This window comes from Pseudomonas sp. 05L36 (assembly GCF_056398125.1).
Genome location: NZ_JBFTOU010000025.1, coordinates 66,457 through 91,671, shown reverse-complemented (window position 1 = coordinate 91,671; position 25,215 = coordinate 66,457). Strand labels below are relative to the sequence as shown.

The 25,215-nt window shown below is 55.9% G+C and carries 25 protein-coding genes; 15 read left to right on the top strand and 10 right to left on the bottom strand.

The genetic code is table 11. The features are described 5' to 3' along the window. The 3 genes from AC1DKH_RS23800 to gabP form a co-directional block, all read right to left on the bottom strand. A partial coding sequence (locus AC1DKH_RS23800; RefSeq protein WP_477799480.1) for a hypothetical protein occupies positions 1-107 on the bottom strand: 107 nt, incomplete at its 3' end. A gap of 72 nt (positions 108-179) precedes the next feature. Further along, positions 180-1,295 (bottom strand): choline metabolism transcriptional regulator GbdR, encoded by a 1,116-nt coding sequence (gene gbdR, locus AC1DKH_RS23795; RefSeq protein ID WP_477799477.1) that lies wholly within the window; start codon positions 1,293-1,295, stop codon positions 180-182. Between the two features lie 110 nt (positions 1,296-1,405). Next, positions 1,406-2,806 (bottom strand): GABA permease, encoded by a 1,401-nt coding sequence (gene gabP / locus AC1DKH_RS23790; protein WP_150674249.1) that lies wholly within the window; start codon positions 2,804-2,806, stop codon positions 1,406-1,408. Between the two features lie 207 nt (positions 2,807-3,013). On the opposite strand from gabP, the gene AC1DKH_RS23785 reads away from it, so the two are divergent. The 6 genes from AC1DKH_RS23785 to AC1DKH_RS23760 all read left to right on the top strand — a co-directional run bounded on the left by AC1DKH_RS23785 (position 3,014) and on the right by AC1DKH_RS23760 (position 9,016). Beyond that, positions 3,014-3,190 carry a hypothetical protein gene (locus tag AC1DKH_RS23785; protein ID WP_477799476.1) on the top strand — a complete coding sequence of 59 codons (177 nt, stop codon included), beginning with the start codon at positions 3,014-3,016 and terminating at the stop codon, positions 3,188-3,190. 160 nt (positions 3,191-3,350) lie between these two features. Beyond that, entirely contained in the window at positions 3,351-4,628 is a 1,278-nt protein-coding gene (locus tag AC1DKH_RS23780) for a cystathionine gamma-synthase family protein (RefSeq protein ID WP_477799475.1), read from the top strand. A 150-nt stretch (positions 4,629-4,778) separates the two neighbouring features. Next, positions 4,779-6,209: an amino acid permease gene (locus tag AC1DKH_RS23775; RefSeq protein ID WP_477799474.1), complete on the top strand. Its 1,431-nt coding sequence runs from the start codon at positions 4,779-4,781 to the stop codon at positions 6,207-6,209. Between the two features lie 60 nt (positions 6,210-6,269). Beyond that, complete coding sequence (locus AC1DKH_RS23770) at positions 6,270-7,160, top strand: LysR substrate-binding domain-containing protein (RefSeq protein ID WP_477799473.1); 891 nt, start codon at positions 6,270-6,272, stop codon at positions 7,158-7,160. Between the two features lie 16 nt (positions 7,161-7,176). After that, positions 7,177-8,556: a threonine synthase gene (gene thrC, locus AC1DKH_RS23765; protein WP_477799472.1), complete on the top strand. Its 1,380-nt coding sequence runs from the start codon at positions 7,177-7,179 to the stop codon at positions 8,554-8,556. A gap of 22 nt (positions 8,557-8,578) precedes the next feature. Then, the gene (locus AC1DKH_RS23760) at positions 8,579-9,016 is read left to right on the top strand and encodes an Lrp/AsnC family transcriptional regulator (protein ID WP_008003746.1); all 438 of its coding nucleotides are present in this window, start codon (positions 8,579-8,581) and stop codon (positions 9,014-9,016) included. 165 nt (positions 9,017-9,181) lie between these two features. Here AC1DKH_RS23760 and AC1DKH_RS23755 read toward each other — a convergent pair whose 3' ends face one another. Further along, positions 9,182-9,541, bottom strand: a complete 360-nt coding sequence (locus tag AC1DKH_RS23755; protein WP_477799471.1) for a DUF6124 family protein — start codon at positions 9,539-9,541, stop codon at positions 9,182-9,184. Positions 9,542-10,142: 601 nt separating this feature from the next. Here AC1DKH_RS23755 and AC1DKH_RS23750 point away from each other — a divergent pair. Both AC1DKH_RS23750 and AC1DKH_RS23745 read left to right on the top strand, forming a co-directional pair. Then, a complete protein-coding gene (locus tag AC1DKH_RS23750) occupies positions 10,143-11,192 on the top strand; it encodes a homoserine dehydrogenase (RefSeq protein ID WP_477799470.1) in 1,050 nt (349 codons plus the stop codon). 4 nt (positions 11,193-11,196) lie between these two features. After that, positions 11,197-12,609 (top strand): aldehyde dehydrogenase family protein, encoded by a 1,413-nt coding sequence (locus AC1DKH_RS23745; protein WP_477799469.1) that lies wholly within the window; start codon positions 11,197-11,199, stop codon positions 12,607-12,609. Between the two features lie 349 nt (positions 12,610-12,958). On the opposite strand, the gene AC1DKH_RS23740 is transcribed toward AC1DKH_RS23745, so the two are convergent. Continuing rightward, positions 12,959-13,834, bottom strand: coding sequence for a LysR family transcriptional regulator (locus AC1DKH_RS23740; protein ID WP_477755767.1), 876 nt, complete (start codon positions 13,832-13,834; stop codon positions 12,959-12,961). Between the two features lie 99 nt (positions 13,835-13,933). Between AC1DKH_RS23740 and AC1DKH_RS23735 the strand changes: the two genes are divergently transcribed. The 4 genes from AC1DKH_RS23735 to AC1DKH_RS23720 all read left to right on the top strand — a co-directional run bounded on the left by AC1DKH_RS23735 (position 13,934) and on the right by AC1DKH_RS23720 (position 18,406). Next, entirely contained in the window at positions 13,934-15,103 is a 1,170-nt protein-coding gene (locus AC1DKH_RS23735; protein ID WP_477755766.1) for a mandelate racemase/muconate lactonizing enzyme family protein, read from the top strand. 102 nt (positions 15,104-15,205) lie between these two features. After that, a complete protein-coding gene (gene dctA, locus AC1DKH_RS23730; RefSeq protein WP_477764992.1) occupies positions 15,206-16,513 on the top strand; it encodes a C4-dicarboxylate transporter DctA in 1,308 nt (435 codons plus the stop codon). Between the two features lie 124 nt (positions 16,514-16,637). Continuing rightward, on the top strand, positions 16,638-17,510 hold the full coding sequence (locus tag AC1DKH_RS23725) for an isocitrate lyase/PEP mutase family protein (protein ID WP_477799468.1): 873 nt from the start codon (positions 16,638-16,640) through the stop codon (positions 17,508-17,510). Positions 17,511-17,536: 26 nt separating this feature from the next. Further along, positions 17,537-18,406, top strand: a complete 870-nt coding sequence (locus tag AC1DKH_RS23720) for a 2-hydroxyacid dehydrogenase (RefSeq protein WP_477799467.1) — start codon at positions 17,537-17,539, stop codon at positions 18,404-18,406. 156 nt (positions 18,407-18,562) lie between these two features. Here AC1DKH_RS23720 and AC1DKH_RS23715 read toward each other — a convergent pair whose 3' ends face one another. Further along, positions 18,563-19,504, bottom strand: coding sequence for a LysR family transcriptional regulator (locus AC1DKH_RS23715; protein ID WP_477799466.1), 942 nt, complete (start codon positions 19,502-19,504; stop codon positions 18,563-18,565). Positions 19,505-19,635: 131 nt separating this feature from the next. Between AC1DKH_RS23715 and AC1DKH_RS23710 the strand changes: the two genes are divergently transcribed. Continuing rightward, a complete protein-coding gene (locus AC1DKH_RS23710; protein WP_477757120.1) occupies positions 19,636-19,911 on the top strand; it encodes a DUF2798 domain-containing protein in 276 nt (91 codons plus the stop codon). A 99-nt stretch (positions 19,912-20,010) separates the two neighbouring features. Here the strand turns inward: AC1DKH_RS23710 and AC1DKH_RS23705 are convergent, their stop codons facing one another. Then, positions 20,011-20,787 carry a nucleotidyltransferase domain-containing protein gene (locus AC1DKH_RS23705; protein ID WP_477760521.1) on the bottom strand — a complete coding sequence of 259 codons (777 nt, stop codon included), beginning with the start codon at positions 20,785-20,787 and terminating at the stop codon, positions 20,011-20,013. Between the two features lie 240 nt (positions 20,788-21,027). On the opposite strand from AC1DKH_RS23705, the gene AC1DKH_RS23700 reads away from it, so the two are divergent. Then, positions 21,028-21,744: a class I SAM-dependent methyltransferase gene (locus AC1DKH_RS23700; RefSeq protein WP_477799465.1), complete on the top strand. Its 717-nt coding sequence runs from the start codon at positions 21,028-21,030 to the stop codon at positions 21,742-21,744. Between the two features lie 416 nt (positions 21,745-22,160). Here AC1DKH_RS23700 and AC1DKH_RS23695 read toward each other — a convergent pair whose 3' ends face one another. The 3 genes from AC1DKH_RS23695 to AC1DKH_RS23685 form a co-directional block, all read right to left on the bottom strand. Then, the gene (locus AC1DKH_RS23695) at positions 22,161-22,397 is read right to left on the bottom strand and encodes a DUF1059 domain-containing protein (RefSeq protein ID WP_477799464.1); all 237 of its coding nucleotides are present in this window, start codon (positions 22,395-22,397) and stop codon (positions 22,161-22,163) included. 319 nt (positions 22,398-22,716) lie between these two features. Then, entirely contained in the window at positions 22,717-23,247 is a 531-nt protein-coding gene (locus tag AC1DKH_RS23690; RefSeq protein ID WP_477760519.1) for a cysteine hydrolase family protein, read from the bottom strand. A 319-nt stretch (positions 23,248-23,566) separates the two neighbouring features. Beyond that, on the bottom strand, positions 23,567-24,160 hold the full coding sequence (locus AC1DKH_RS23685) for a TetR/AcrR family transcriptional regulator (protein WP_477756655.1): 594 nt from the start codon (positions 24,158-24,160) through the stop codon (positions 23,567-23,569). A 100-nt stretch (positions 24,161-24,260) separates the two neighbouring features. On the opposite strand from AC1DKH_RS23685, the gene AC1DKH_RS23680 reads away from it, so the two are divergent. After that, the gene (locus AC1DKH_RS23680) at positions 24,261-25,019 is read left to right on the top strand and encodes an SDR family oxidoreductase (RefSeq protein ID WP_477756654.1); all 759 of its coding nucleotides are present in this window, start codon (positions 24,261-24,263) and stop codon (positions 25,017-25,019) included. The last annotated feature ends 196 nt before the right edge of the window (positions 25,020-25,215 follow it).

Below are 25,215 nucleotides of genomic sequence, written 5' to 3'. Positions count from 1 at the left end.
TGTACAGTGACCTTATGACCCTGGCTGATCAGCTTCTTGATGGTTTCCGGGGTTGCAGCAACCCGTGTTTCACCGGTCTGGGTTTCGAGAGGAACACCAATGTGCACGTCAAATCTCCTGCGTGATCTTATTGAGTAAACCCATGCACTGCGGATGAATGGGGCGGCAGGGACGGCCGATCAGCACGATTGCGCCAAATCGGAACGATCAATCATTCGAACACTGGCAAAAGTCGATTCGTTTCGTGCCTGGTCGAGCGCTGTCAGTGGTCTGGTCGATGACTGCTGCGTAGTCGCAAGCGTTGCCGCTATGCGACTCATTTCAGAGCCGGAACGCTCGTCGCTGGGTGGAACACCAAAGTACTCGCGATAGCATTTGGAAAAGTGGGGTGTGGACACGAAACCGCATACATACGCCAACTCAATGATCGACAATGATGTTTGCTTAAGCAGTTGTCGCGCTCGAACAAGACGTAACCTCATGTAGTAGCGCGACGGCGTACAGTGAAGGTATTTCTGAAATAGCCGCTCTAGCTGTCGACGTGACAGATCAACGTATTCTGCAAGGTTATCCAGGTCGAGCGGTTCCTCGAGGTTGGCCTCCATCAACGCAACGATCTCCTGCAGCTTGGGCTGCTGAGTTCCCAGCACATGTCTGAGGGGGACGCGCTGATGGTCCTGTTCGTTGCGTATGCGCTCGTAGACAAACATTTCCGAAATGGCAGCAGATAATTCACGACCATGATCGCGACCGATCAGGTGCAACATCATGTCCATAGGGGCCGTTCCGCCGGAGCTTGTGAAGCGGTTTCGGTCGAGGGTGAACAGACTCGCACTGATGCTGACTCGCGGAAATGCTTCCTGCATGGCGGCCAGAAACTCCCAGTGCACACTGCACTCATAACCGTCGAGCAGCCCGGCTTTGGCCAGTGCCCAACTGCCCGTGCACACGCCTCCCAGCCGTCTGGATTGACGCGCCAGGGCTTGCAGCCAGGTAACGTGCTCGCGGGTAATCACGCTCTGGATTCCAACACCGCCGCACACGATTACAGTGTCCGCTACTAATGGATTGCTCCACGAACCGTCCGGCGTGATCGGCACGCCGTCACTGGCCCAGACAGGCTCTCCACCGGGGCTGAACGTATGCCAGCGATATAGCTCTCGCCCCGACAACTGATTGGCCATGCGCAGTGGCTCTACGGCTGACGCCAGGGAAATCAGTGTGAATTTATCCAGCAGCAGAAAACCAACTGATTTTGTAGGGGTACTGTCGGACACGGTGGATTTCGATGACATCGTGGTCATGTCCTCACGAAGAGCGATTACGGCCTGAGACACAGGAGCTTGTAATACCCCCAGCCTTGGCGTGCGGGGGTATCAGGTTCGGCGCAAATACCGCCTTGGTTTTAGCCCACCGACGTCGCCCTTGCATCCCGCGCAGGCTGACGCGATGTCACAAGACCGATAAAGGAAATCGCCAGCGCCAGGCCAATGGTCGAGCTCACTTCGCTACGGTGCTCCGGGGTGATCATCATGACCGCCAACGCTGCGCAAATGAACGCGATCACCAGCCATGTGAGCCACGGGAATAGCCACATGCGAAAGGCCAGTTCGACATTCTGCCGACGTAGCATCCGGCGCATACGCAGCTGCGACACCGCAATGGCCAGGTACACCAGCAAGGCAATCGCACCGGAGCTGGCCAGCAGGAAGTCAAACAGCCCGGCGGGCATGAAGTAGCTCCACACGGTGATCGCTGCGCCCAGCACGGTGCTGGCGATGACTGCTGCCCGCGGCACGCCTTCGGAGGAGGTCGCCTTCAGCGCTTTCGGCGCATCGCCCCGACGGCCCAGCGAGTACAGCATTCGCGAGGCAATGTAGATCGAGGAGTTCATGCAACTGGCCACGGCGATCAGTACTACTACGTCCACCATGAACTTGGCATGAGGAATGTTCATGATTTCCAGGGCCCGCTGATAAGAACCTACCGAGGCCAACAGAGGATCGTTCCAGGGCACCACGGAGATGACCACGAAAATCGACAACAGGTAGAACACGCCGATGCGCCAGATCACCGAACGCGTGGCCTTGGCAATGTTCTGCGACGGGTTGTCGGATTCGGCGGCGGCGATGGTGACCGCTTCAGTACCAATGAAGCTGAACATGATGGTGATGAAGGCACCGACTACCGCTGACAAGCCGTTGGGGGCAAATCCGCCATGCTCGGCCATCAGTCCGCTCAATCCGCTGACTTCCCGATCGGGCACCCAGCCCATCAGCACGGCAAAACCCACGCCGATGAAACCGATGATCGCCACCACCTTGGCCATGGCGAACCAGAATTCGAATTCGCCGTACTTGGAGACACTGAACAGATTGGTGATCACCAACGCAATGATCGACACCAGGGCGAACAGCCAGGCATCGATCTGGGGAAACCACTGGTTCAACACATGGCCGGCGGCCAATGCTTCAATAGGGATCACCAGCACCCAGAACCACCAGTACAGCCAACCGATGGTAAAGCCCGCCCAACGTCCGATGGCCTGATCGGCATAGGTGGAGAACGAACCGGTGTCCGGGTTGGCCACCGCCATTTCACCGAGCATGCGCATGACCAGAACGACGAGCAGGCCGGAGAATAGATAGGCCAGCAGGACGGCCGGGCCGGCAGCTGCAATGGCATGTCCTGAGCCAACGAACAAACCGGCGCCGATGATACCGGCGATTGACAGCATGGTGACGTGACGAGGCTTGAAGCCCTGCGCCAATTGGCCACTCGAATCCTTGGAGCTCGGGCTAATCATTGTTTTTACTCTTTGGCGATCGACATTCAAGCGTTCTGAGTGAGGGGGAGGCGATCATGGGGGCTTGCTGTTGCCCCTCCTGAAAGCGACAGTCCTCAACGCTACTGTTCTATAAGCTCTGTCACCGCGATGTGGCCACCGCAGTGAAAAGTTGCGCCACCTTACCCGGCTTGTCCGACAATCCAGATACCTGATCGCGCCACCTCCGTGCCTGATATCGACACGGGAAACTTTGCACTCGCCGTTGATGCCGGGGTTTTGGCAGCCGCGCGCGATCAAGGAAAAACTCACGTTGTCGGTGTATCGAATTTCGATGGCGCTCAACTCAAGCAGGCGGTGAAAGAGATCGTTTCGCTCCAGCCGCCGCACTGCGCCTTGTGGTGAAAGGCTGCAATCGACCTGGCTCAACGCAATCGCAGCCATTAAAAAAAGCGGCCCTTTGGCACCGATAACATCGTTTCTCGGCGGCGCCGCATTTCACTATATTGGCCACCAGATCCGGTGAGTGACTCAACATTCGCCACCCTCAGTGCGAGTAGTCTTTATGAATAAAAAACCAGACAACGCAGGGTTTGTTAATGCAGGTGCGGGAACCCGTGCCGTGTGGGGCGGGGAGCAGGTCAGGCATCCCTACAACGCCACTCAAACGCCCATCGTGGTCAGTGCCGCCTATGGTTATGACGACATCGATGTCTGGTACGACGTTGCGTTGGGCAAGGCGCCCGGCTTTATTTACAGCCGCATGAGCAACCCGACAGTCGAGACCCTCGAGGCAAAGATTCGCGAGTTGGAACTGGCCGAATCAGCCGTGGCTTTCAGCAGCGGGATGGCGGCGATCAGCAGCGTGCTCTACACCTTCCTGGCCCATGGCGATCGGGTGGTCTCGACCAGGGACAGCTATGGCGGCACCAACAAGATTTTCGAAGAATTCCTGCCACGCACCGGCGTGAACGTGACGTTGTGCGAGACGTTCGATCACGAAGAAATCGAACGCGAAATCGCCAAAGGTTGCCAATTGGTGTATCTGGAAACGCCAACCAACCCGACGCTGAAAATACTCGATATCGAGCGTCTGGTGGCTGCGGCCAAGCGTGTCGGCGCCATTGTGGTGGCGGATAACACCTTCGCCACGCCATTGAATCAGAACCCGCTGGCGCTGGGTGTGGACGTGGTCATTCACAGTGCCACCAAGTTTCTCAGCGGCCACGGCGACGTGCTTGGCGGTCTGGTGTGCGGTAGTGAATCACTGATGGCCAAGGTGCGTCATTACCGGGAAATCAACGGAGCGACGCTCGACCCGTTCTCCGCCTACATGATCATTCGCGGCATGAAAACCCTGGTGCTGCGCATGCGTCAGCAGCAACGCAGTGCCCGCGCACTGGCCGAGTACCTCTGCGTCGAACCCTTGGTGGAGTCGGTCAATTATCCCGGTTTGCCCGGCCATCCGAATCATGCCGTGGCATGCGCGCAAATGTCCGGCTTCGGTGCCATCGTCAGCTTTGTCGTGGCGGGCGGCATGGACACGGTCAAGGTGCTCTTGCCACGACTGCGATTCGCCCATTGCGCGGGCAATCTCGGTGCGGTGGAAACCATCTACGGTCCGGCCCGCACCACCAGCCATGTCGAGAACACGCTGGAGGAACGCCTGGCCCTGGGTATTTCCGAAGGGCTGGTGCGGATCTCTGTCGGCATTGAAGACACCGACGATCTGCTCGACGACCTGAAACAGGCGTTCGCATTTGTCAGGGGGGCGGGCAACGAACCCGCACCATCAAATACGCAGCTTTCAATCAATGAAAGTTGCGCCGAAGTTGCAAGCTGAAGCGTTAGCGTTAAACCTCACTGCAAGGATGTGAGTGGGGCGTTCATGAAGTGGAATAATAATAAAACTTAGTGGCGATCTGTTTTTTCTCTGCCCAGTCAGTCATCGCAGACGTTAATTCGCGCCCTAATAACTTTCATGAGAACAATCATGTCCATAAAAGAAGAACAACTTCATTCGCGTTCCGGTTTTAAAAAGGAAATGCAGACACGGCATATTGTCATGTTGGCATTAGGCGGCGTCATCGGTACCGGACTGTTTCTCACGTCCGGGTACACGGTTAACCAGGCCGGTCCCTTGGGCGCGGTGATCGCTTACATCATCGGCGCGCTCATGGTTTACATGGTGATGATGTGCCTGGGCGAACTGGCGGTACAGATGCCGGAAACCGGTTCATTCAGTACGTACGCCACCCGTTTTCTCGGGCCTGGTACCGGCTATACCGTCGCTTGGCTGTATTGGTTGACCTGGACGGTGGCCATCGGTTCTGAATTCACCGCCGCCGGTATCTTGATGGCGCGTTGGTTCCCGGATACACCGGTATGGATCTGGAGTGCGTTGTTTGCAGGTCTGGTGTTCCTGACCAATGTGATTTCGGTGCGCCTGTTCGCTGAGACCGAGTTCTGGTTGTCTCTGGTTAAAGTGGTGACCGTCATCGTGTTTCTGATGATCGGCGGTGGCGCGATTCTCGGTCTGCTGCACATCGATCAGGGCCACAGTATCGGGTTGAGCAACTTCACTCGCGAAGGACTTTTTCCTACCGGAGTCATGCCGATAGCCATGACGTTATTGGCGGTGTCTTTTGCGTTCTCCGGCACTGAGTTGATCGGTATTGCCGCAGGGGAAACCAAGGACCCGCAGCGTAACGTGCCGCGTGCCATTCGCACGACGGTGCTGCGCCTGGCGATCTTTTTCGTGGGGACCATTTTCGTCCTGGCGACGCTGTTACCCCGAGAGCAGGCCGGCCTGGTAGAGAGTCCATTCGTCACTGTATTTACCTACATCGGGATTCCCTATTCGGCAGACATCATGAACTTCGTGATCATCAGTGCCTTGCTGTCGGCCGCCAACTCCGGTTTGTATGCCGCGTCACGGATGATCTGGACGCTGAGTGACCAGGGTCACCTGCCCAAGCGATTCTCGGCGCTGACGCGCATGGGCACGCCGCTCAATGCGATTATCATCAGCATGGCGGGTGGGGCGGCCTCGTTGCTCAGCAGCGTGTTTGCCGCCGACACCATCTATCTGGCGCTGGTGTCGATCTCCGGATTGGCGGTCGTGGTGGTCTGGATGAGCATCGCTGCGAGCCAGATTGCTTTTCGCCGTCACTATGTGGCCAACGGCGGTGACATCCGCGACTTGAAATTCCGTGTCCGGGGTTATCCATGGGTGCCGCTGGGAGCGCTGGTCTGCTGCAGTCTGGCGTGTGTCGGGATTGCGTTCGATCCGGAGCAGCGAGTGGCGTTGTACTTCGGTTTGCCTTTCATCGCCTGGTGCTATTTCGTGTATTACATTACCCGCAAAAGCCGCGAGCGACGCTTGTCGGTTGCCCCCTTGGCACAACCGTCCGACGCGTTCTAGTCAGCGTCGACGGGATGGGCAAGCGTGCTCGGTGGAGGGGGCGTCCAAGAGGTTCAAGCCATGAAGCAAAAGACGCTACCCCCATTGAACTGGCTGCGGGCATTCGAGGTGTCTGCCCGCTGTTTGAACTTCACCCATGCTGCCGAAGAGCTGTTTTTGACCCAGGGGGCAGTCAGTCAGCAGATCCGCCAACTGGAAAGCCATCTTGGAGTGGCACTGTTCAAGCGCTTGCCCCGTGGCTTGGGACTGACCGAGGAAGGCCAGGCTTATCTGCCGGTGGTGCAGGATGCGATCACGCGACTGGCAGTGGGGACCAACGAGATTTTTGGCCAGCACAAACGTCGGCCGATCAAGGTGCGTGGCAGCCTGGCGTTCTTCGTGCATTGGCTGGCACCCAAGCTGGCGGGGTTTAGCCAGGCGCATCCGCATGTCGATATCCGCTACATCAGCAATATCTGGGTCAAGGAACTGGACGGGGAGGATGACATGGAGATTCGCTGGGGCCACGGTCAATGGCCCGGCCTGGTGTCGCAGCGCCTGACCTGGGACACGTTGTTCCCGGTCTGCTCGCCGGACCTGATGGCAAGGTCGCCGCTGACGGTACCTACGGACGTGTCGCACCATTCGCTGTTGCATGTCCTGGGCTACGAAGAGGGTTGGGGTTACTGGTTGAACATGGTCGGTGCGGACACTGTCGATTTCTCGACCGGCATGCAGTTCGACACATTGATCTGCACTTTGCGCATGGCCGAGTTAGGGCAGGGGATCGCCCTGGCGCGGTCCTCGATGGTGGAGGAGATGCTTCAGGATGGACGATTGGTCGAACCCTTTACCCAGCGTATCGAAGCCAGCGAGTCTTTTTACCTTGTGCGCGGTTCCGGGGCCGAGCAGCACCCCGACGCGGTGATGTTTTCCACCTGGCTGGTCGAGCAGGCACATCGTTTCAAATGAATGGCCGGAGCCAACCATGCGTTATGTGAGTACCCGAAATTCGGCCGTGCAGGTCGACTTCGAACAGGTCGTATTGTCTGGCATTGCCGAGGACGGTGGGCTGTTCGTACCGCTCGAACTGCCGCTGTTTGAATCGCAGGATATCGCCAACTGGTCGACCTTGCCCTATGACGAACTGGCCTACAGGGTGATCAGTCCGTTTGTGGGCGAGGCGATCCCCGAGACAGACCTCAAGCGCATGCTCAAAGAGGCTGGCAGTCAATTCAGCCATCGTTCCCTGGCGCCTTTGCATCAGGTCGATCGTAACGAGTGGGTGCTGGAACTGTTCCACGGGCCGACTCGTTCCTCAAAGGATTTTGCCGCGCAGTTGCAGGCGCGGCTGGTGCCGTATTTTCTGCACAAGCGCGGGCGTCGCGGGGTGGTGATCGGTGCCACAAACGGCGATACCGGGCTGGCGGCCATCGAGGCGTTCAAGCACTGTGAGGACACCCCCGTGGTGGTGTTTTACCCAGAGAAGGGCGTACCCCTGGACCAACTCCAGCATCTGCAAGCAGCGGCGCACCCAAGGGTTCATCAGTTTGCAGTGAATGGCAGCTTCGACGAGTGCCAGACCATCGTCACCCGGTTGTTTCGGGAGTGGCCCAATACGCAGCACGAGGCGATCAGTTTCAACTCCAGTAACTGGGTCAGTGTGTTGGCGCAACTGGTGTTTTACTTCCACGCCGTGTTGCAACTGGGAGGCGGCCAGCGACCGATCGGTTTCAGTGTGCCGGCGGCGAGTTTTGCCGAGGTGTACGCAGGCTACATCGCGCAAAAAATGGGCCTGCCGATCACCCAGATGATTGTTGCGACCAACCAGAATGACGCGTTGCATCAGTTGTTTCAGAAGAACCACTACAGCAGGTCACGAGCCAACAAGACGCTTTCGCCTGCCATGGACCTGTCGATCTTTTCCAATCTGGAACGGTTTCTCTGGGAGCTCTACGGGCGTGACGACCAGGCGGTGTGTGCCCTGATGGAGGGGTTCGAGTCCAGCGGCGAGATGGTCATCGCCAACGAGTTCTGGTTGCAGGCGCGGATGATCATCGACTCCTATGCGGTCAGTGATGAGCAGACGCTGACGGAAATCACCTCGCTGTATCGTGACACGGGATACGTCATCGACCCGCATACAGCCACTGGTGTGCTGGCCGCCCGGTTGTATCGGCGAAGCCTGGTGGCGCCCATGGTGACCCTGGGGGAAATCTCACCGGTCAAGTCGGCGGCACTGCTTGGCGAGTTGGGCATCAGTGTGGCGGGATCGCAACCTGAGGTCGCGACGCAAGGACAGGCGCAGGTTTACCGGATTCAACCGGACGATCTCGACACCATCCATGAGCTGCTCGACGCGCTGTGAAGGCGCGGCAACAGGAGGCCAAGTGAAGCGAATTCTGGACCCCCTCGATGAACACATCATCGCGGAGCTACAGCTCAATGCCAGGGCTGCACATGCCGAGCTGGCAGCCAAGGTCAATCTGTCACGCAATGCGGTGCGCCAACGTATAGAAAGACTTGAACGCGACGGGGTAATACAGGGATATACGGTACGCACGGGGGAGGGGCGACAAGCCACTTCGAACATCAACGCGGTGATTTTCGTTTACCGCTACGACCGGATGCGGGGTGCGGAAGTGCTGCAAGCGCTGCGGGCCATTCCGGAAGTCATCCAGTGCGATGTCATGAGCGGCGAGTTCGACTTGATGCTGCGGGTGGGCGCTGCGAGTCCGCAGCGGGTGCACAAGGTCTGGACTGAAATTGCCGCGTTGCCCGGGGTGGAAAATACCGTGACCTCCTTTGTGCTGTCGTCTGTCGTATAGCCCATTTTTTGTACCGCTAAAAGCCAACGTGTGTTGGCTTTTATGCGTGCGTCAGGCATGGCACTCTCACCCGTTTCATCCCAATGTTGCCAGGGCAAAAGCAACCATGTCCCCACTGCTATCGCGAGCAGGCTCGCTCCCACAGGGGTAGGTGGTATTGCGGCTTTATGCGACCGGTTCGATTTGATCGAGCACGCGGTTCGCGGTGATTTCGGCGAGCATCACGCTGTTGGAAATGCCCAGCAGGGCATTGCGGTCACCACCCTCCAGATGATCCACCAGTTGATGCACCATCACATCGACCGAGGCCAGGGTCTCGACCAGATAGACCATCAGGGTTTCAGTCGTGGCCTCGGGGTCGACGGTGAACAAGGTGCTGATTGTTCGAGGGGTGGCTTTGATGTCGGCGGTCGAGGGGAAGTGAAAGTTGAGGGCGCGCTCGGCGGCTTCGTTGAGTTTTTTTGAATCGGGTTCGTACGGGGATGCTGGATCGGTGTTCGGCGGGTTTGGCGTGACTTTGAACATAGTGTGGATTCCTGATGTGGGCTGGAAACCACTTCTCTACTAAAAGAAGGGGTGGCAGCTGTACGCAGGTTAGTAGACCGGGGAATCCAAGAAGCCGGCGCGCCCAAGGGCGCCCTACGTACAGCTACCATCAAAATGCAGGCACAAAACCTGATTGATGCGTCGTACGTCTCGGATTAAGCCACGGGCTACTAAACCCGATCACTGGGAATCAGTGACGCGAATCAAGTTACCGAGCGGCCCCAAGGCGCACAAGCCGGCGGATTCTGGCGTACCTGTAGGCAACGACGCAAGGTGTTGTAGCTTTCATCGAGTAACACTGACAGGCGTTAAACAGGCCCTATCTATAGGCCCAAAACCTGTAGGAGCGAGCTGGCTCCGGGCGGCGTTCCGACGATGGTCGCCAACGATAACGCTGCAAGCCTGACACCACGCGGCGTTCTTCGGTTTTTCGCGAGCAAGCTCGCTCCTACTCTGAAGCCTTGCCCAGGCACTGGTCAAAACGCCCATAAAATAGAGCAAATTGGCCTATTTCACTGCCCTGGGCCCAGCCCTAACCTAGTGCCCAACAACCCATCACCCGGATCAAGGGCATAACAAAATGACTGAATACAAATTGGCGCTGGTTGGCTTTGGTGGTGTTAACCGGGCATTGGCTCAGCTGATTGCCGAACGTAACGAACAGTGGAAAACAGAACTGGGTTTCACCCTGAAAATCGTCGGTGTGACCGACTTGTTTCTCGGTTCGGTGATTGGTCGCGAAGGGCTGGACGCCCATGTGCTGGCCCAATTGCCGGCAGTCAAAGGTGCATTGGCGCAACTGTCGGGTGGCGACGTCGCAGCCCTCAATGAAGCGGTGATCAAGGATTGCGGCGCGGACATTATTGTTGAAGCCACCTTCACCAACCCGGTGGACGGTGAACCGGCGACGTCGTTCTGCCGTTGGGCACTGGAGGGCGGCCAGCATGTCGTCACCACCAACAAGGGCCCCATCGCCTTGCACGGCGCGGAGCTCAAGGCGCTGGCTCGACGCAAGCATGTCGCCTTTGAATACGAAGGCTCGGTCATGAGCGGCACGCCGGTTATTCGCCTGGCCCGGCAGGCGCTGGCAGGCAGCTCCATTGTCGGTTTTGAAGGGATTCTCAACGGCACGTCCAACTTCGTGCTCACCAGCATGGAAGGCGGCCTGGGGTTTGCCGAGGCCGTCAGCAAGGCTCAGGAACTGGGCTACGCCGAAGCCGACCCGACGGCGGATGTCGAGGGTCATGACGTACGCCTCAAGGTGGTGATCCTGGCGAATGAACTGCTGGACGCGAAGCTGACGGTCAGCGACGTCACGTGCAGCGGCATTTCGTCCCTGAGCCTTGGCGACATCGAAAAGGCCCGGCAGGACGGCGCTCGCTGGAAGCTGATCGGGTCGGCGATGCGCCATGCCGACGGCTCGATCAGTGCCAGTGTCGAACCGCGGCTGTTGCACAACGATCATCCGTTGGCCAGTGTTGGCGGCGCAACCAACGCGGTGTCGTTTACCTCGCAACTGCTCGGTGCGGTAACGGTTTCGGGGCCGGGAGCCGGGCGTACGGAAACAGCGTTTGCGCTGCTCTCGGACATCGTCAGCATCCATCAATCCATTGCACGCAACCAGGAGTAAGACTGTGAAATTATCGCGCCTGGTTCTGGATATCGTGGAGTCGCCCATTGAAGTCTTTAACGCCTATGACGGTTCCGTCATCGGTAGCGTAACGAATGTCTGTGCGTCGCAAGTTCCGCAGTTGTTGGAGACCGGGCGCAGTGGTGCACGAGCGTGCGCGGCGTTAGCGCGTCATCGTCGGGCTCGTATTCTTGAGCAAGCCGCAATCAACATCGAACGTGATGCCGGTGTGTTTGCCAGGCTGATCGTCGACGAGGCCGGAAAGACCCTCAAACAGGCGGAAAAGGAGGTCAAACGCTGCGTCAACACCCTCAAGCTGTCGGCCGAGGAGGCCAGGCGCAATGCCGGGGAGGTGGTGCCTTTCGACGCTTATGAAGGTTCCGAATCGCGTCAGGGCTGGTTTTCCCGTGAACCTCTGGGTCTGATCGTTGCGATCACGCCGTACAACGATCCGTTGAACCTGGTGGCGCATAAACTCGGTCCGGCCATTGCGGGCGGTAACGCGGTGATTCTCAAACCCTCCGAGCTCGCGCCATTGTCGGCCATTAAACTGGTGTCTTATCTGGTCGCAGCAGGCTTGCCTGAATCAGTGGTCACAGTCGCCACCGGCGGCGCGGAACTGGGCAAGGCGTTGGTCGCCGCCCGTGAAGTGCGGATGATTTCCTTCACCGGCGGTTTCGTCACCGCAGAGCAGATTGCCCGCACGGCCGGGTTGAAGAAACTCGCCATGGACCTGGGCGGCAATGCGCCGGTAATCGTCATGGGCGACTGCAACCTTGAGGCCGCTGTCGAGAGTTGCGTGTCCGGAGCCTTTTGGGCAGCGGGGCAGAACTGCGTAGGCACTCAGCGCTTGCTGATTCAGGCGTCGATTTATGACGCGTTCCGAGAGCGATTCGTCAGCCAGGCCCGTGCGCTTGTGGTCGGCGATCCATTGCTCGCCGTTACCGATATCGGCCCCATGATTACTGCGCAAGCCGCGCAGAATGCCGAGCAAGTGGTGAACGAGGCCTTGCAAGAGGGCGCCACGTTGCTCTGCGGCCATCGGCGTGAAGGATCGTGCTACGCCGCCACCGTGTTGGAAAACGTCGATCACGCCAGTCGACTCTGGCGCAATGAAGTCTTCGCTCCGGTGGTGGTACTGCAGTGCTTCGAGAGTTTCGATGAAGCCATCGCGTTGGCCAATGAGCCCGAATATAGCCTGCATGCCGGGATCTTCACCAATGATCTGGCAACCGCGATGAGTGCCGCACGGAGAATCGAAGCCGGGGGAGTGATGATCAACGACTCTTCCGACTACCGCTTCGATGCGATGCCGTTTGGCGGTTCCAAGTACGGTAGCCTGGGCCGGGAAGGCGTACGTTTTGCCTACGAGGAAATGACCCAACCCAAGGTGGTGTGCCTTAACACCTTGGGTTAGTCGATTCGCGGTAAATGGATCAGCTCGTATGGCATTGGGTCGGTTGGGTCACCGGCCCAATGCGTTTTGCTGAACGCCTTCAGCCATTTCTGATCCAGAGGTTCCACGTTTGGATTGATCAGATAGCCCGCAGGCCATTGGCCCGAAGATACAACATTAAACATGAAGCCCTCGCTGCCAGGCCGCACTAGCTGTTGTTGGGGAAATTCGCGGCCACGAGCGAAATCAGGTTACTGGCTTCAAGCAATGGCGATTCAGTGATCAAACACTTCACGAATCGTGACGTATTGGAGTTTCTTCGGCCCCGGAACGCCATTGGTAAATGAAAACTGGAGGCGGCCAAATGGATCTAGCCGCCCAGCTTGGCCCAGAATTCTTCGGCAGATGGGTTGATTGGGGCTGTGGGACGCGTGAGATGAATCTCCAAGGGAATATCCCAGCTTTCGTCGAGCGCCCTGACAAGCCGACCGTCAGCCATTTCCTGTTCTGTCAGGCTTTTGGGTAACCACGCGACACCCTTGCTTTCCAAGGCCATGGACATCAGCACTGCTGCAAGGTGGCTACTAAAAAGAGGCTTGAGGTTAAGGTAGTCTTCCTTGCCGTGGAGTCGGTGAGCGACGATGCGGCCTAGACCCGATTCGTGGGTGTATGCCAAGTAGGGCAGTGTTTCTGGTGAGGTACCAAAATTGGCAGAGGCACTCGCCAATGGCACGAGTACATCCTCTCCAACTTTCTTCCCAATGAACTGATCAGGGGCTAGCAAGGGGGGGACGTCGGGATGGCGATGGCAAAGCAGGAACTGAACCTGGCCGTGAATCAGCATCTGCTCACAGACAGCCATGCTATCTGAGTGCAGTCGTACAGCATCTATCGGGGCGCCATTTTCCGTACTTCTCAGCCATCTCGGAAAGAAGGTGAATGACAGGGAGTGAGTGGCTGCGAATTGCAGCGTTTTGGCGGCCATCCCAGCCACCTCCTGTGCCTCTGTGCGCATCCTGTACAAGCGTCGTGCAGCCTCCTGAGCACTGGGCAAAATCTGCCTTCCAGCCTCGGTCAGCGTTGCGCCCTGAGGCGTTCGCACAAACAACTCCACGCCCATCCAATTCTCCAGTGAACGGACTCTGCGGCTGAAGGCCGGCTGAGTGACGTGGCGCGCTTCAGCGGCACGAACAAAGCTGCCGTATTCCGCAAGCGCTGAAAAATCTTCAAGCCAGACGAGTTCCAAGGGCAATGCCTCCTGTGCATAGGGCGCGGCATTAATAGCATTGGGCGGGTGTCATCGCAAAGCATAACGTGGGGCCACCAACAACAAGAGGAACCCGTCATGCGTATCGTAGACATCCGTGAAAAAACCGTCTCCATCGCCTCTCCAATCGCCAATGCCTACATCGATTTTTCGAAAATGACCTGCTCGGTTGTCGCTGTTGTCACGGATGTGATTCGCGATGGTAAACCTGTCATCGGTTACGGTTTCAACTCCAATGGTCGCTATGGACAAGGCGCTCTGATGCGTGATCGCTTCCTGGCGCGTATCACGGAAGCTGATCCAGATACTCTCATCGACCACGAGAACAACAACCTGGATCCGTTTGCCATCTGGAAAGCCCTGATGACCAACGAAAAGCCAGGTGGCCACGGCGAACGCTCAGTCGCTGTCGGCACCATTGATATGGCTGTATGGGATGCCGTTGCCAAGATTGAAGGCAAGCCTCTGTATCGCCTGCTGGCCGACCGTTATCGTGACGGCGTGGCAGATGACAAGGTCTGGGTCTACGCGGCGGGCGGCTACTACTACCCGGGCAAAGATCAGACCAAGCTCAAGGCTGAGATGCAGAGCTATCTGGATCGTGGCTACGACGTCGTCAAGATGAAGATTGGTGCGGTGCCACTGGACGAAGATATTCGTCGCATCGAAGCGGTGCTTGAAGTAGTAGGGGACGGGCGTCGCCTGGCGGTCGATGCCAATGGCCGTTTCGATTTGAAAACAGGTATTGCGTACGCGGAAGCCATCAAAAAGTACAACCTCTTCTGGTACGAAGAAGTTGGCGATCCGCTGGACTATGAACTGCAGGCCGAGCTTGCAAACCACTATGAACTGCCCATGGCGACTGGTGAAAACCTGTTCTCCCATCAGGATGCTCGTAACCTGCTACGCCACGGTGGTATGCGCCCTGATCGCGATTACCTCCAGTTCGACTGCGCCCTGTCTTACGGACTCGTGGAGTACATGCGCACCCTGAAGGTGATGGAAGAAATGGGTTGGTCTTCCCGCCGCGTAGTTCCGCATGGTGGTCACCAGATGTCCCTGAACATCGCAGCGGGTCTACACCTGGGCGGTAACGAATCGTACCCGGATGTGTTCCAGCCTTTCGGCGGGTTCGCTGACGGGATTCGGGTGGAGAACGGCTATGTCGGTCTGCCGGATATTCCAGGTGTCGGCTTCGAAGCCAAGTCAGCCTTGTACGCAGTGATGCGTGAGTTGGGCGAAGGCTGATAGCCCTTGAACTGCGGCTTTTTTCAAGAGGCCGCAGTTATCAGGCGTCACCCACTGACGTCACGCCACATGCCCATCACAAAAATAAAATGAGGTGCTTCCGTGGAAATCTCCAAGACCCGCTGGTACAGCCAGCTGTATGTGCAGGTGCTGATCGGTATCGTAATCGGTGCAGCAATTGGTCACTTTGAACCGCAATTCGGAGCCAGGCTTCAACCTTTTGCAGACGGCTTTATCAGACTCATCAAAATGCTGTTGGCCCCTATTATTTTTGGCACCGTGGTAGTCGGTATCGCCAAGATGGGCAGCATCAAAGAGGTAGGGAGAATTGGCGTTAAATCGCTGCTCTACTTCGAGATTCTTTCAACCATCGCCCTGGTCATCGGCCTTATTGTGGTTAACGTCGTAAAGCCAGGCGTAGGGATGAACATCAATGTTGACGCACTGGATGGCAGTGCCATCGCCAAGTACAGCCAAGCTGCCAGTGAGCAGGGTGGCACCGTCGATTTTTTCATGAACATCATCCCGCAAACTTTTATCGGTGCGTTCTCGAATGGCGTCATGCTCCAGGTCATCCTGCTTTCGGTCTTGATGGGTGTTGCCCTGGTTCAAATGGGTGAAACCAGCAAACCGCTGATCAATACGATCGACCTGTTCCTGCAAGGGCTGTTCAAAATCGTGGCAATGGTCATGCGGCTGGCTCCAATTGGTGCCGGTGCCGGTATGGCTTTCACTATCGGCAAGTACGGGATCGGTACGCTACTGTCGCTCGGCCAGTTGCTGATTGCGCTCTACGTCACCACCCTGATCTTCATTGTGGTGGTGCTTGGAACGGTTGCTCGATGGTCAGGAATGCCTTTGTTACAGTTTCTCCGGTACTTCAAGGACGAGATCCTCATCACGCTCGGAACCTGCTCGACTGAGGCTGTGCTTCCGCGAATGATGGTGAAACTTGAAAAGCTGGGCTGCAAGAAGTCGGTGGTGGGCATGGTGCTGCCAACTGGATACACCTTCAATGCGGATGGCACCTGCATTTACCTCACCATGGCGGCGATTTTTATCGCACAGGCAACCAATACGCCGCTGACGTTTATGGATCAGATGATTCTGTTGGGTGTTTTCCTGCTGACCTCGAAAGGCTCGGCTGGCGTGGCGGGTGCCGGGTTCATAACACTCGCGGCAACGCTTACAACCATCCACTCCATTCCGTTGGTAGGCCTTGTACTGCTTTTGGGCATCGACCGGTTCCTCAATGAAGCGCGAGCTGTTACCAACCTGATTGGCAACGGTATCGGCACCATCGCCATTGCCAAGTGGGACAACTCGTTCGATGTAGAAGCCTGTGAGCGTGAAATTGCCGCGATGAAAAACGCAAAGGCGGAGCGTAGAGCGTTAGCAACGCAAAAGTAATCAACATCGCATACCCGGTCATTCCTCTTCGGATAGGGCGCAATGACCGGTAGCTATTCGATGCCTCGTTCACATAGAACCATTCAAGCGAAGTTCTCAGTAGAATTGCGATGGAGCCGAAAAAATGATTGAGCGATCCCATCACGAACTACGCAAGGCGTTCGGTGATTTACTTCATGGAACAGTTTGTAAATTTGCCGCATCAGTGTTCGATCCGATCTCGGTTCGAATGGCCTCTGACCTTGGCTTTGAGGTCGCCATCCAGGGTGGATCCGTCGCCTCGCTTCAAGTGCTCGGTGCCCCGGATATCTCGTTGCTCACTCTTGATGAATATGCGGAGCAAGTTTCCAGGGTCGGACGGGCCAGCCAGATCCCAATCATTGGAGACGCTGATCATGGGTTCGGCAACGCGCTCAATGTAATGCGAACGGTCACCGAGTTGCAGAAGGCCGGTGTTGCCGCTCTTACGCTAGAAGATACTCACCTGCCGGCCAAATACGACGAGCAAGCGCACGTGCTTATCGACATGGAAGAGGCCGCAAGCAAGATTTACGCTGCGCGATTTGCCCGGTCAGATGATGCCCTCAGCATCATCGCCCGTACGAATGTAGCCGTTTCCACTTTGGAAGATTCCATCGCACGCACTACGGCCTATCAAAAGGCTGGGGCCGATGCGATTTGCCTTGTCGGAGTAAAGGATTTCCAACACTTGGAGGCGCTCACCTCGCATCTTTGCGTGCCAATCATGCTGATTAATTATGGAAACCCTGCACTGAGCGATGTTCAGAAGCTGAGCGCAGCCAATGTGCGAGTTGTGGTCAATGGGCATGCCCCCTATTTGTCCGCAATCAAAGCGACCTACGAGGCGCTACGCGAACAAAGCGGTATGGAGGGGCGCGAGCGTTCCCTCCCTGAGCTGCTTTCAAAATACACGCTCTCGGATAATTACCGTGAGTGGGCGAAGACCTACTTGAAGTCAGAACACGATTCGAATTGAGCTTGTAACAGGCGAAATAAAGCATCATGAAAAAGACCATCCTGGCCTTCAGCCGCGTCTCACCCAGCCTGCTTGAACCTTATAAAGATAAATACAACGTCATCATCATGAGTCCCGAGCTTGGTGACATGGATGCCCAGTTCGAAGCTGCCATTTCCAGCGCCCACGGACTGATCGGCGGCAATCGTCGTCTGGGTGAAGCTGAGCTGGCTTCGGCTGAAAACCTTGAGATCATCTCGAGCATATCGGTTGGCTACGACAACTATGACCTCAGCGTTCTCAATGGCCGAGGGATCATGTTGACCAACACGCCGGATGTCTTGAACGAAACCACGGCTGATCTGGCTTTCGCCCTGATCCTCGCCACAGCGAGACGCATTCCTGAGCTTGATGCGTGGACGAAAGAGGGGAACTGGACGAATACCATCGACGCATCCCATTTTGGGAGTGACGTGCATGGAAAGACCTTGGGCATTATCGGCCTGGGCAAAATCGGAGAGGCCATCGCCCGCAGAGGTTGGTTTGGTTTCGGCATGAACATCTTGTACAGCGGAACCAGTCGTAAACCACAGCTGGAACAAGAGCTCGGTGCGAGGTTCGTCCCGCAAGAAACGCTTTTAAGCGAGTCTGATTTTGTTTGCCCGGTCGTGCCCTTGACGGACGAAACGAGAAACCTCATCGGACGCAGAGAGCTAGCGTTGATGGGCGCGGAGAGTATTTTGATCAACGTTTCTAGTGGCCCTGTGGTTGATCAGGACGCACTCATTCAAGCGCTTGAAGAAAAGACGATACGAGCAGCTGGTTTAGATGTTTATGTGAAAGAGCCGCTGGCGAGTTCAAGGCTTTTCAAATTGAGTAATTGCATGGACTTGACCACCTGTTTGCATTCGACTTGACCAGCACGCGCTGTAGTGACGACCGGCAGAGAACTGCCCGAAGCTGCCCGTAGAATCAGACTGCAACCGGCCGTAGTCACCTGCAAGCAGCGGTTCGTAACTGTAGCCCCATGCGAAGCTCGCCCATTGAAATTATGAAGGCTGCAAAGCACCCTATCAGGACGCAGTAAAGGTATTTTCCATCGGCCAGCGCATTTCCAGATATTCAGTCAAATAATTCATAAAAGCGTTGACCTTGGGTGTGATGGCGGCGCGCTCCTGGACGCATACATAAATATCGAGCGGTTCAGCGTAGGCATAAGTTGAAGCGTGGCGATGTTCAAACAGAGGAACGAGTTGGCCCCTTTCGATATAGGGCGCCGCCACGAACTCTGCCAAGCGGGTAATTCCCGCGCCGTGGATGGCCATTTGGGCTAGAGCATCAATATCGTCGCTGATTGTGGTCGCATTGAGATTAGCGTCGTAACGTTGCCCATCCCGGATAAAACCCCAACGTAGAAAGCGTCCGTCTAGCGGGTAGCGAAACGCTAGACAGGCGTGGTGTTGGAGTTCTTCAGGGGAGCGTGGCCAGCCCACTCGTTCCAAATAGGTGGGCGACGCGCAGATGATAAAAGGGACTGAAACGATCTTGCGAGCGACGATCCCCTCTTCTAGTTGTGGTTTGATCCGCAGGCTCAGATCAATGCCTTCTTGAATATGATTAATTTTGCGATCTGTGGTTGAAAGTTCAAGTATCAGGTGTGGGTAACGTGCAGCGAAGCCGGCGATTAGTGATGCCAACACATGCCGCCCGAAAGCGGAGGTAGAAGCGATGCACAGTCGCCCTTGGAGTTGAGTCTGCGTACTGATGATCGCGCTTTGCGCCGATTCGAGATCATGCGCTATGCGTTTCACTTTTTCGTAGTACACCACGCCGCTTTCAGTTAACGCCATGCTACGTGTGGTGCGCTGGAGAAGACGTGTGCCTAGGTGGGTTTCCAAGCGATTTATGGTCTGGCTAACGGCTGCCGCACTGATGCCCAGGGTTTTGGCCGCGCCCACGATGGAGCCCGCTTCAACCACCTTGATAAAGCTAGCAATCGCCCCTAACAGGTTCATCTTGGGCCCAGCGAGAAGAGTTATTCATAAGATTTTCTTTATAAAGCAACCACAGCTACCCGTCTAGTTGCTAATTTTTGATCTTGCTATGATGTTCATCACCTATCAATCGAAGATCAAAAAGGTCTGATATGAATCCCAAAGCATCCTCTAAAGCCCTATTTTTCAACCAGCGTAAGCTCTCGGCTCGCGCTACTCCTTATGTTTTCGCGCTGTATATGGCGACAATTATGGCGTTCTTGATGTCACTCGTGATCACTGCGGCAAACTCCGGTATTGAGATTGATTACCTAAGTAATGCGCTGCACGCCTATAAATTGGCTATGCCAGTGGCATTCCTGTGCATACTCGTCGTTCGCCCCGTTGTGCTCAAACTGGTGTCTTTGACTGTACACCCACATCATTAAGGGCGGCCGCTCAGCGGCCCAATTGATGGGGTGTTGTGGACAACCCTATTGGGTCGACTGTCGCCGGCCGTCACAGGTCGGAGTCGACCCAAAGCGGACCTAACCGGTTTCTGAAGCCATCCAGGTCAAAAAATTATGCAGCTGAGTCGTAAACTCTTTTGGCTTAGCGTACGGGTTCCTTGCCTGGGACAAGAAAAAAGAGATCTGCATTCTCATACACGGGTAATGCTGAACAAACAGCTCGACATGCTCTTCCAGTGTTTGCGGCCACATCAGGTCCTGTTCAGAGCGAAGTACTTGAGTTGAGCAGATGAGCTTGCGCGAGGCTTCGCGTTGCAAGCGTAGCGATTGCGTCGATGTCGCCGCCTGATCGATAAGATCGGCATACCGGGTCAGTACAGATTCGAAGTCACCATTCACGGCAATGGCGATATCACGCGACGGCTTGAACCGGTCGAAGCGCTTAGTCAGATCATTCCCCCACAAGCAACGACAGTGATGCTTGAGCCAATACCCCCAGCTCAATCGTTTGTCAGCCGCCAATACTTCAGAACGACTACCGATGTCGAAATCGATCTTGATGACTTCGGAATGCTGACTTTCCAGCGTGCGCCGTTTCGACTCCAACATTTCCAGATCCTGCGACGCAGGAGGGCTGTGCAGGACAAGGGTCAGGTCCAGGTCGGAAACCCCCGGCACGGCGTCGCCTCTAGCGACGCTGCCATAAAGATAAATCCCGTCCAGCAGAGGTTCCGACCGAGTGAGCGTCATGCAAACATCCGCCAGCAAATCCTGAAACTGTGACTGCACCTCGACATTGGGCACGGTGAGGATATAACCCTCTGCATCAATGCCACTAGGATGGAATCGTTCCATGAAGCCGTCCGTTAGTTGTGTTCAGAGAGGTACTTTAACAGAGCCAATAGTGTCCGCTTTTGGCCGGTTTCTGCCTTCCACGACCGGTAAAAACCGACCCATTATAGACGGTTGACTATTCAAGCTCCGTGCGGGGGAGGGGGAGGTTGTATTCCTTTCAGGAATGCAATACATAAAGATAATGAATTTTTATTATCGCTATTTATGACCTAACTTGATTCAAGGACATGGAGAACCGCCTTGAAATCATTACCTCTCAACCCAGCTGAAAAATTTGATACCACACGGGCCAATGAGTACGGACGACAGAGCCGTATTGCATTAGCAGGGTATGACGCCTGTCACGATCTTGCTGCATGCATGCTGGCGGCAAGCCTCAGCACTACAGGCTCGGCGAAGATACTGGTAGTTGGCGCTGGTGGGACGGCGCAGGAAATCATTGCAATGGCAACCTTGGAGCCCAGTTGGCGCTTCACTGCCGTTGATCCATCCGAGCCAATGCTGGCGGCTGCGAAGCACCAGTTAAAGACGAACGACTTGCTTGAAAGAACGGACATGCATCTTGGACATATTGAAGATCTGGTAGCAGACCAGTCCTACGACGCAGCCACTTTGATCGGCGTCCTGCATCATCTCGAGGGTGATGATGCCAAGCGCCAACTTCTGCAATCCATTCGGGCTCATCTGAAGCCGGGTGCGCCGCTGATTGTCGCAGGAAATCAGTACGCTTATGCCAGCCAACCGCTATTGCTGGCTGCTTGGGGCCAGCGGTGGCGGCAGCAAGGAGCCAGCCCGGATGAAGTGAAGGCCAAACGGGGGAAAATCCTCCAGGGCGCTGATCCGCCACATTCTGAGGCGGCGGTTCAAAAACTGTTAAACGACGCGGGATTCGGGGACGCCACACGTTTCTTCAGCAGCTTGTTCTGGGGGGCTTGGTTGACGTTCAAAATGGTTTGAAGCTGGACGCGACAGGCAGCTATTGGCCGATTCTGTTGAAAAAGTCGGCCATGGTTTCTACGGCAAAAAAATACGCGCCTGAGATTGAAATCTTTACTTTTGGGCAGAGGCTTCCGGGCTCGGATTTCACGTAGCAGCGTGTAAAAAAGGCGTTTTCACCACTCAATATTCAGGCCATTTGGGCGGGCCGACTTTTTCAACAGAATCGGCCGATAGCAGTCTGTCGAATCAGCTTGGGCTTAGCTTGAATGAACACGCAGTCACATTAAACAAGCTCTCCAAAGCCCCCCAAGGAGCAGCCATCGGCAGCTCCTTGGGGATCTCCTTCGTCATTCAGATTGTGCCAGGCATAAAAAACTACCCTCAGGCCTGCGCAACTCATCGAAATGAGCCTGATAGGTGCTTATCGATGACATTCACTCCTCTGAAACCCCTGGGCGCCAAGCAGGACGCGGTGCTTCAACAGGCGGGGTTCCGTCGTGAAACATCGTCTTCAGTTGAGCACGCAGTTCTGGTGAGTCGGTGTGCTTGTGAACACTGACCGCATGCTGCGCGGCGGCCTCGAGCAGTTCGTTTTCAGAGTCTGCGGACAGTGCGATTGAGCAGTGGGAATCGCTCGGAAACTCGCGGCAGTCGATGTATTTACGCGCCATGAATGTTTTCCTCCCTACGACGAAGGCAGGCCGTGGCCTGCGTGAACGATCGCTCGACGCGTCTCCCATACATCAAACACGACTGCATGCCACATCGAGTGTGCCGATCGTTAAAGTATAGGCCCACCGATGTCAGGGTAGTTGTGCCAGACATGGAAAACGGCCGCGCGGAAACAGGGAACAGATCACGATGGCTCGGCATTTACCTGAAATCGTGCTCTGTCCCTCTTTATGCTGGTTACGTGGCAACTACTAATGACTTCACATGGCCGATTGCTGCCTGTAGTGAAGGGCTGCAATCGACCCTGGACAGAGTCGATCAGGCGAGGGCTTGGAAACTCCAGTCCTCGGCTTGGACGACTCGGCAGAATGGCCCTGCCAACGTCGCATTGTGGTGGGCAATGATGGCCTTTGCTTCGAGTGAAGGGGTGTCAGAGCAAGTATGTCCATCGGCGATCAGCACAGCATCGAATCCACAATCGCGGGCAGCCCGGCAAGTACTATCTACACAGTATTGAGTTTTCATTCCTGTAACGACGATGCCATCGCAGTTACGCAGGCGTAGTTGAGCAGCCAGATCGGTCTGGGTAAACGCGTTGGGTCGATATTTTTCAAATATCACTTCGTCACCTCTCAAATCCAATTCCTGGACAAACTCGGTCAGCGGGCTACCACGTTCTATCGGCGACCCGGCTGGGCCCAAATGGCGGGCGAGAAATATGGGCGCGCCCATTTCCCGGGCCTTGCTCATCAGGCGATTTAACGTGTCGACCAGAGATTCACTGCCCCAAGGTTTATCCGGGCCGTGAACGAGTCCTACCTGCATGTCGAGGATCAAGAGTGCGTACATTGTGCGTTTCCTTACGTTTGAGCCAGAAACGCCGGGGCAAAAAAAAGACCCGGTCATTGCTGGCGGGTCTTTGGGGGTTATGCGTTGTTTCAACTCGCACAACCTCTCACGACCCGCCTCGAGCGGTCGTGAAAGTTGTGGTCGATTTGATGCATGGCTTAGTCATGGCGTTGACCATATCTTTGGGGCGCCGGCCGTGCAAGTGAACATCCCGAGAATGAAAGTGATTTCATGGGGCAGCAACGTCCGCTATTGGCTTCTCTGCCGGCCATGGCCACGAAGCAAGCGTTCCTGTAGCCGTTTAACGCGGTACCTGATTTTAATGCTGCACGTTCTTCTTCAGGCTTTCGGGGCTGCCAGCGCATAGACCATCCATCACCAGGTTCATCAATCTGGCGAGACGTGAGCGCCATTCACTCTGGGAATCCATTTGCCATATTCCAGCGATGGCTAGAAAAAAGTCGTCGTTAGTAATCCCGCTACGAATCGTTCCGGCCTTTTCATTAGCCCTCAAAAGCGACTCGGCAGCTGCCTGGACTGGAGCGTATCCCGACTTCCCCGGGAACTCGTAAATAGACGCAGCTTGCTGTATCGCAGTCGCGAGTCCTGCCTTTGTCATTGCATATTCGGCGAGGCAGTCCATCCATTCTCGAAGGGCCTCCTTAGGTGGTTTTGTCGCGAGCAGATATTCCGCCAGCGAGGCCACTTGCTGCATTTCGAATTGATAGACCTCGAATACCAGGTTCTCTCTGGTAGGGAAGTGGCGATAAAACGTTCCCTGTCCTACCCCAGCCTTCTTCGCAATCGTACTCAGCGGAACCGCAGGATCGCTAGTCAGCTCTACCACCGCGACCTCCAGTATCCGTTCCCGGTTTTTCCTGGCGTCAGAACGCATCACCAACTCGTCAGTCATGAGCAAAGTTTTCCCTTCATTCTATTGCTAAGCGGACAGTTGTCCGGTACGTTTTGAAAGTGGACAATTGTCCGCTTACGCATCGTTTCTGGAGTTTACTATGAACGGCACTGGCAACACGATTCTGGTTACTGGCGGCACCTCAGGCATCGGCCTTGGTCTGGCACTCAGGCTTCACAAGGCGGGCAACAAAGTAATCATCGCGGGACGTCGCAAGTCTCTGCTCGACAAGATCGTGTCGGAACATCCAGGTCTTGAATCAGTGTTGCTGGACGTCTGCGATCCACAATCCATCCAGCGCAACAGCGAAGCGCTGGCGATCAGCCACCCGAATCTGAACGTACTCATAAACAACGCAGGCATCATGCATTGGGAGGATCTGACTGATCCGGAAAACCTGAGCACTGCCGAAGATATCGTGACAACGAACTTACTTGGCACGATTCGCATGGTGTATGCATTTACTCCCCAGCTGATCAAGCAGCCCAGCGCCACGATCATGAACGTCAGTTCAGCGTTGGCATTCGTTCCGCTGCCTGCAACACCGACCTACAGCGCAACCAAAGCCGCAGTTCATTCGTTCACTCAAAGTCTTCGAGTTCAGCTAGAAGCCTCGTCAGTTGAGGTTATCGAACTTGCGCCGCCGGGGGTACGAACCACGTTGCTTGGGCAGGAAAACGACGAACACGCCATGCCCTTGGAGGCGTTTTTGGATGAGATCTTCGAACTGCTCGAGACCTCTCCGACCCCACGCGAACTTGTCGTCGAGCGCGCCAAGCCACTACGGTTTGCTGAAGCGAGCGGTTCACATGATGAGGTGCTGAAAATGCTTGCAGGATACAAACCACCGGCAGAATGACGTTTACCGTGTGGGTATCACCTTATGCCGTCCAGGCAGGCAGATTGCTTCTGCCTGCCTCGAGCCCCTGGATGATTGCGCTGCGCAATCTCGTGCCTGAGGGTTTGGCTACCAGCAGAGCACTCTATTAGAGCCTGAAACGCTGGCCGGCGCTGTCGCGGCACCTCGTCGCCTGGAAGGAAGAGGTGACTCTTCG

Excerpts from the sequence above, each read along its gene's own strand:
- gbdR (WP_477799477.1), bottom strand. The coding sequence starts at position 1,295 with ATGTCATCGAAATCCACCGTGTCCGACAGTACCCCTACAAAATCAGTT.
- gabP (WP_150674249.1), bottom strand. The coding sequence starts at position 2,806 with ATGATTAGCCCGAGCTCCAAGGATTCGAGTGGCCAATTGGCGCAGGGC.
- AC1DKH_RS23780 (WP_477799475.1), top strand. The coding sequence starts at position 3,351 with ATGAATAAAAAACCAGACAACGCAGGGTTTGTTAATGCAGGTGCGGGA.
- AC1DKH_RS23775 (WP_477799474.1), top strand. The coding sequence starts at position 4,779 with ATGTCCATAAAAGAAGAACAACTTCATTCGCGTTCCGGTTTTAAAAAG.
- AC1DKH_RS23770 (WP_477799473.1), top strand. The coding sequence starts at position 6,270 with ATGAAGCAAAAGACGCTACCCCCATTGAACTGGCTGCGGGCATTCGAG.
- thrC (WP_477799472.1), top strand. The coding sequence starts at position 7,177 with ATGCGTTATGTGAGTACCCGAAATTCGGCCGTGCAGGTCGACTTCGAA.
- AC1DKH_RS23755 (WP_477799471.1), bottom strand. The coding sequence starts at position 9,541 with ATGTTCAAAGTCACGCCAAACCCGCCGAACACCGATCCAGCATCCCCG.
- AC1DKH_RS23750 (WP_477799470.1), top strand. The coding sequence starts at position 10,143 with ATGACTGAATACAAATTGGCGCTGGTTGGCTTTGGTGGTGTTAACCGG.
- AC1DKH_RS23735 (WP_477755766.1), top strand. The coding sequence starts at position 13,934 with ATGCGTATCGTAGACATCCGTGAAAAAACCGTCTCCATCGCCTCTCCA.
- AC1DKH_RS23725 (WP_477799468.1), top strand. The coding sequence starts at position 16,638 with ATGATTGAGCGATCCCATCACGAACTACGCAAGGCGTTCGGTGATTTA.
- AC1DKH_RS23720 (WP_477799467.1), top strand. The coding sequence starts at position 17,537 with ATGAAAAAGACCATCCTGGCCTTCAGCCGCGTCTCACCCAGCCTGCTT.
- AC1DKH_RS23715 (WP_477799466.1), bottom strand. The coding sequence starts at position 19,504 with ATGAACCTGTTAGGGGCGATTGCTAGCTTTATCAAGGTGGTTGAAGCG.
- AC1DKH_RS23710 (WP_477757120.1), top strand. The coding sequence starts at position 19,636 with ATGAATCCCAAAGCATCCTCTAAAGCCCTATTTTTCAACCAGCGTAAG.
- AC1DKH_RS23705 (WP_477760521.1), bottom strand. The coding sequence starts at position 20,787 with ATGGAACGATTCCATCCTAGTGGCATTGATGCAGAGGGTTATATCCTC.
- AC1DKH_RS23695 (WP_477799464.1), bottom strand. The coding sequence starts at position 22,397 with ATGGCGCGTAAATACATCGACTGCCGCGAGTTTCCGAGCGATTCCCAC.
- AC1DKH_RS23690 (WP_477760519.1), bottom strand. The coding sequence starts at position 23,247 with ATGTACGCACTCTTGATCCTCGACATGCAGGTAGGACTCGTTCACGGC.
- AC1DKH_RS23685 (WP_477756655.1), bottom strand. The coding sequence starts at position 24,160 with ATGACTGACGAGTTGGTGATGCGTTCTGACGCCAGGAAAAACCGGGAA.
- AC1DKH_RS23680 (WP_477756654.1), top strand. The coding sequence starts at position 24,261 with ATGAACGGCACTGGCAACACGATTCTGGTTACTGGCGGCACCTCAGGC.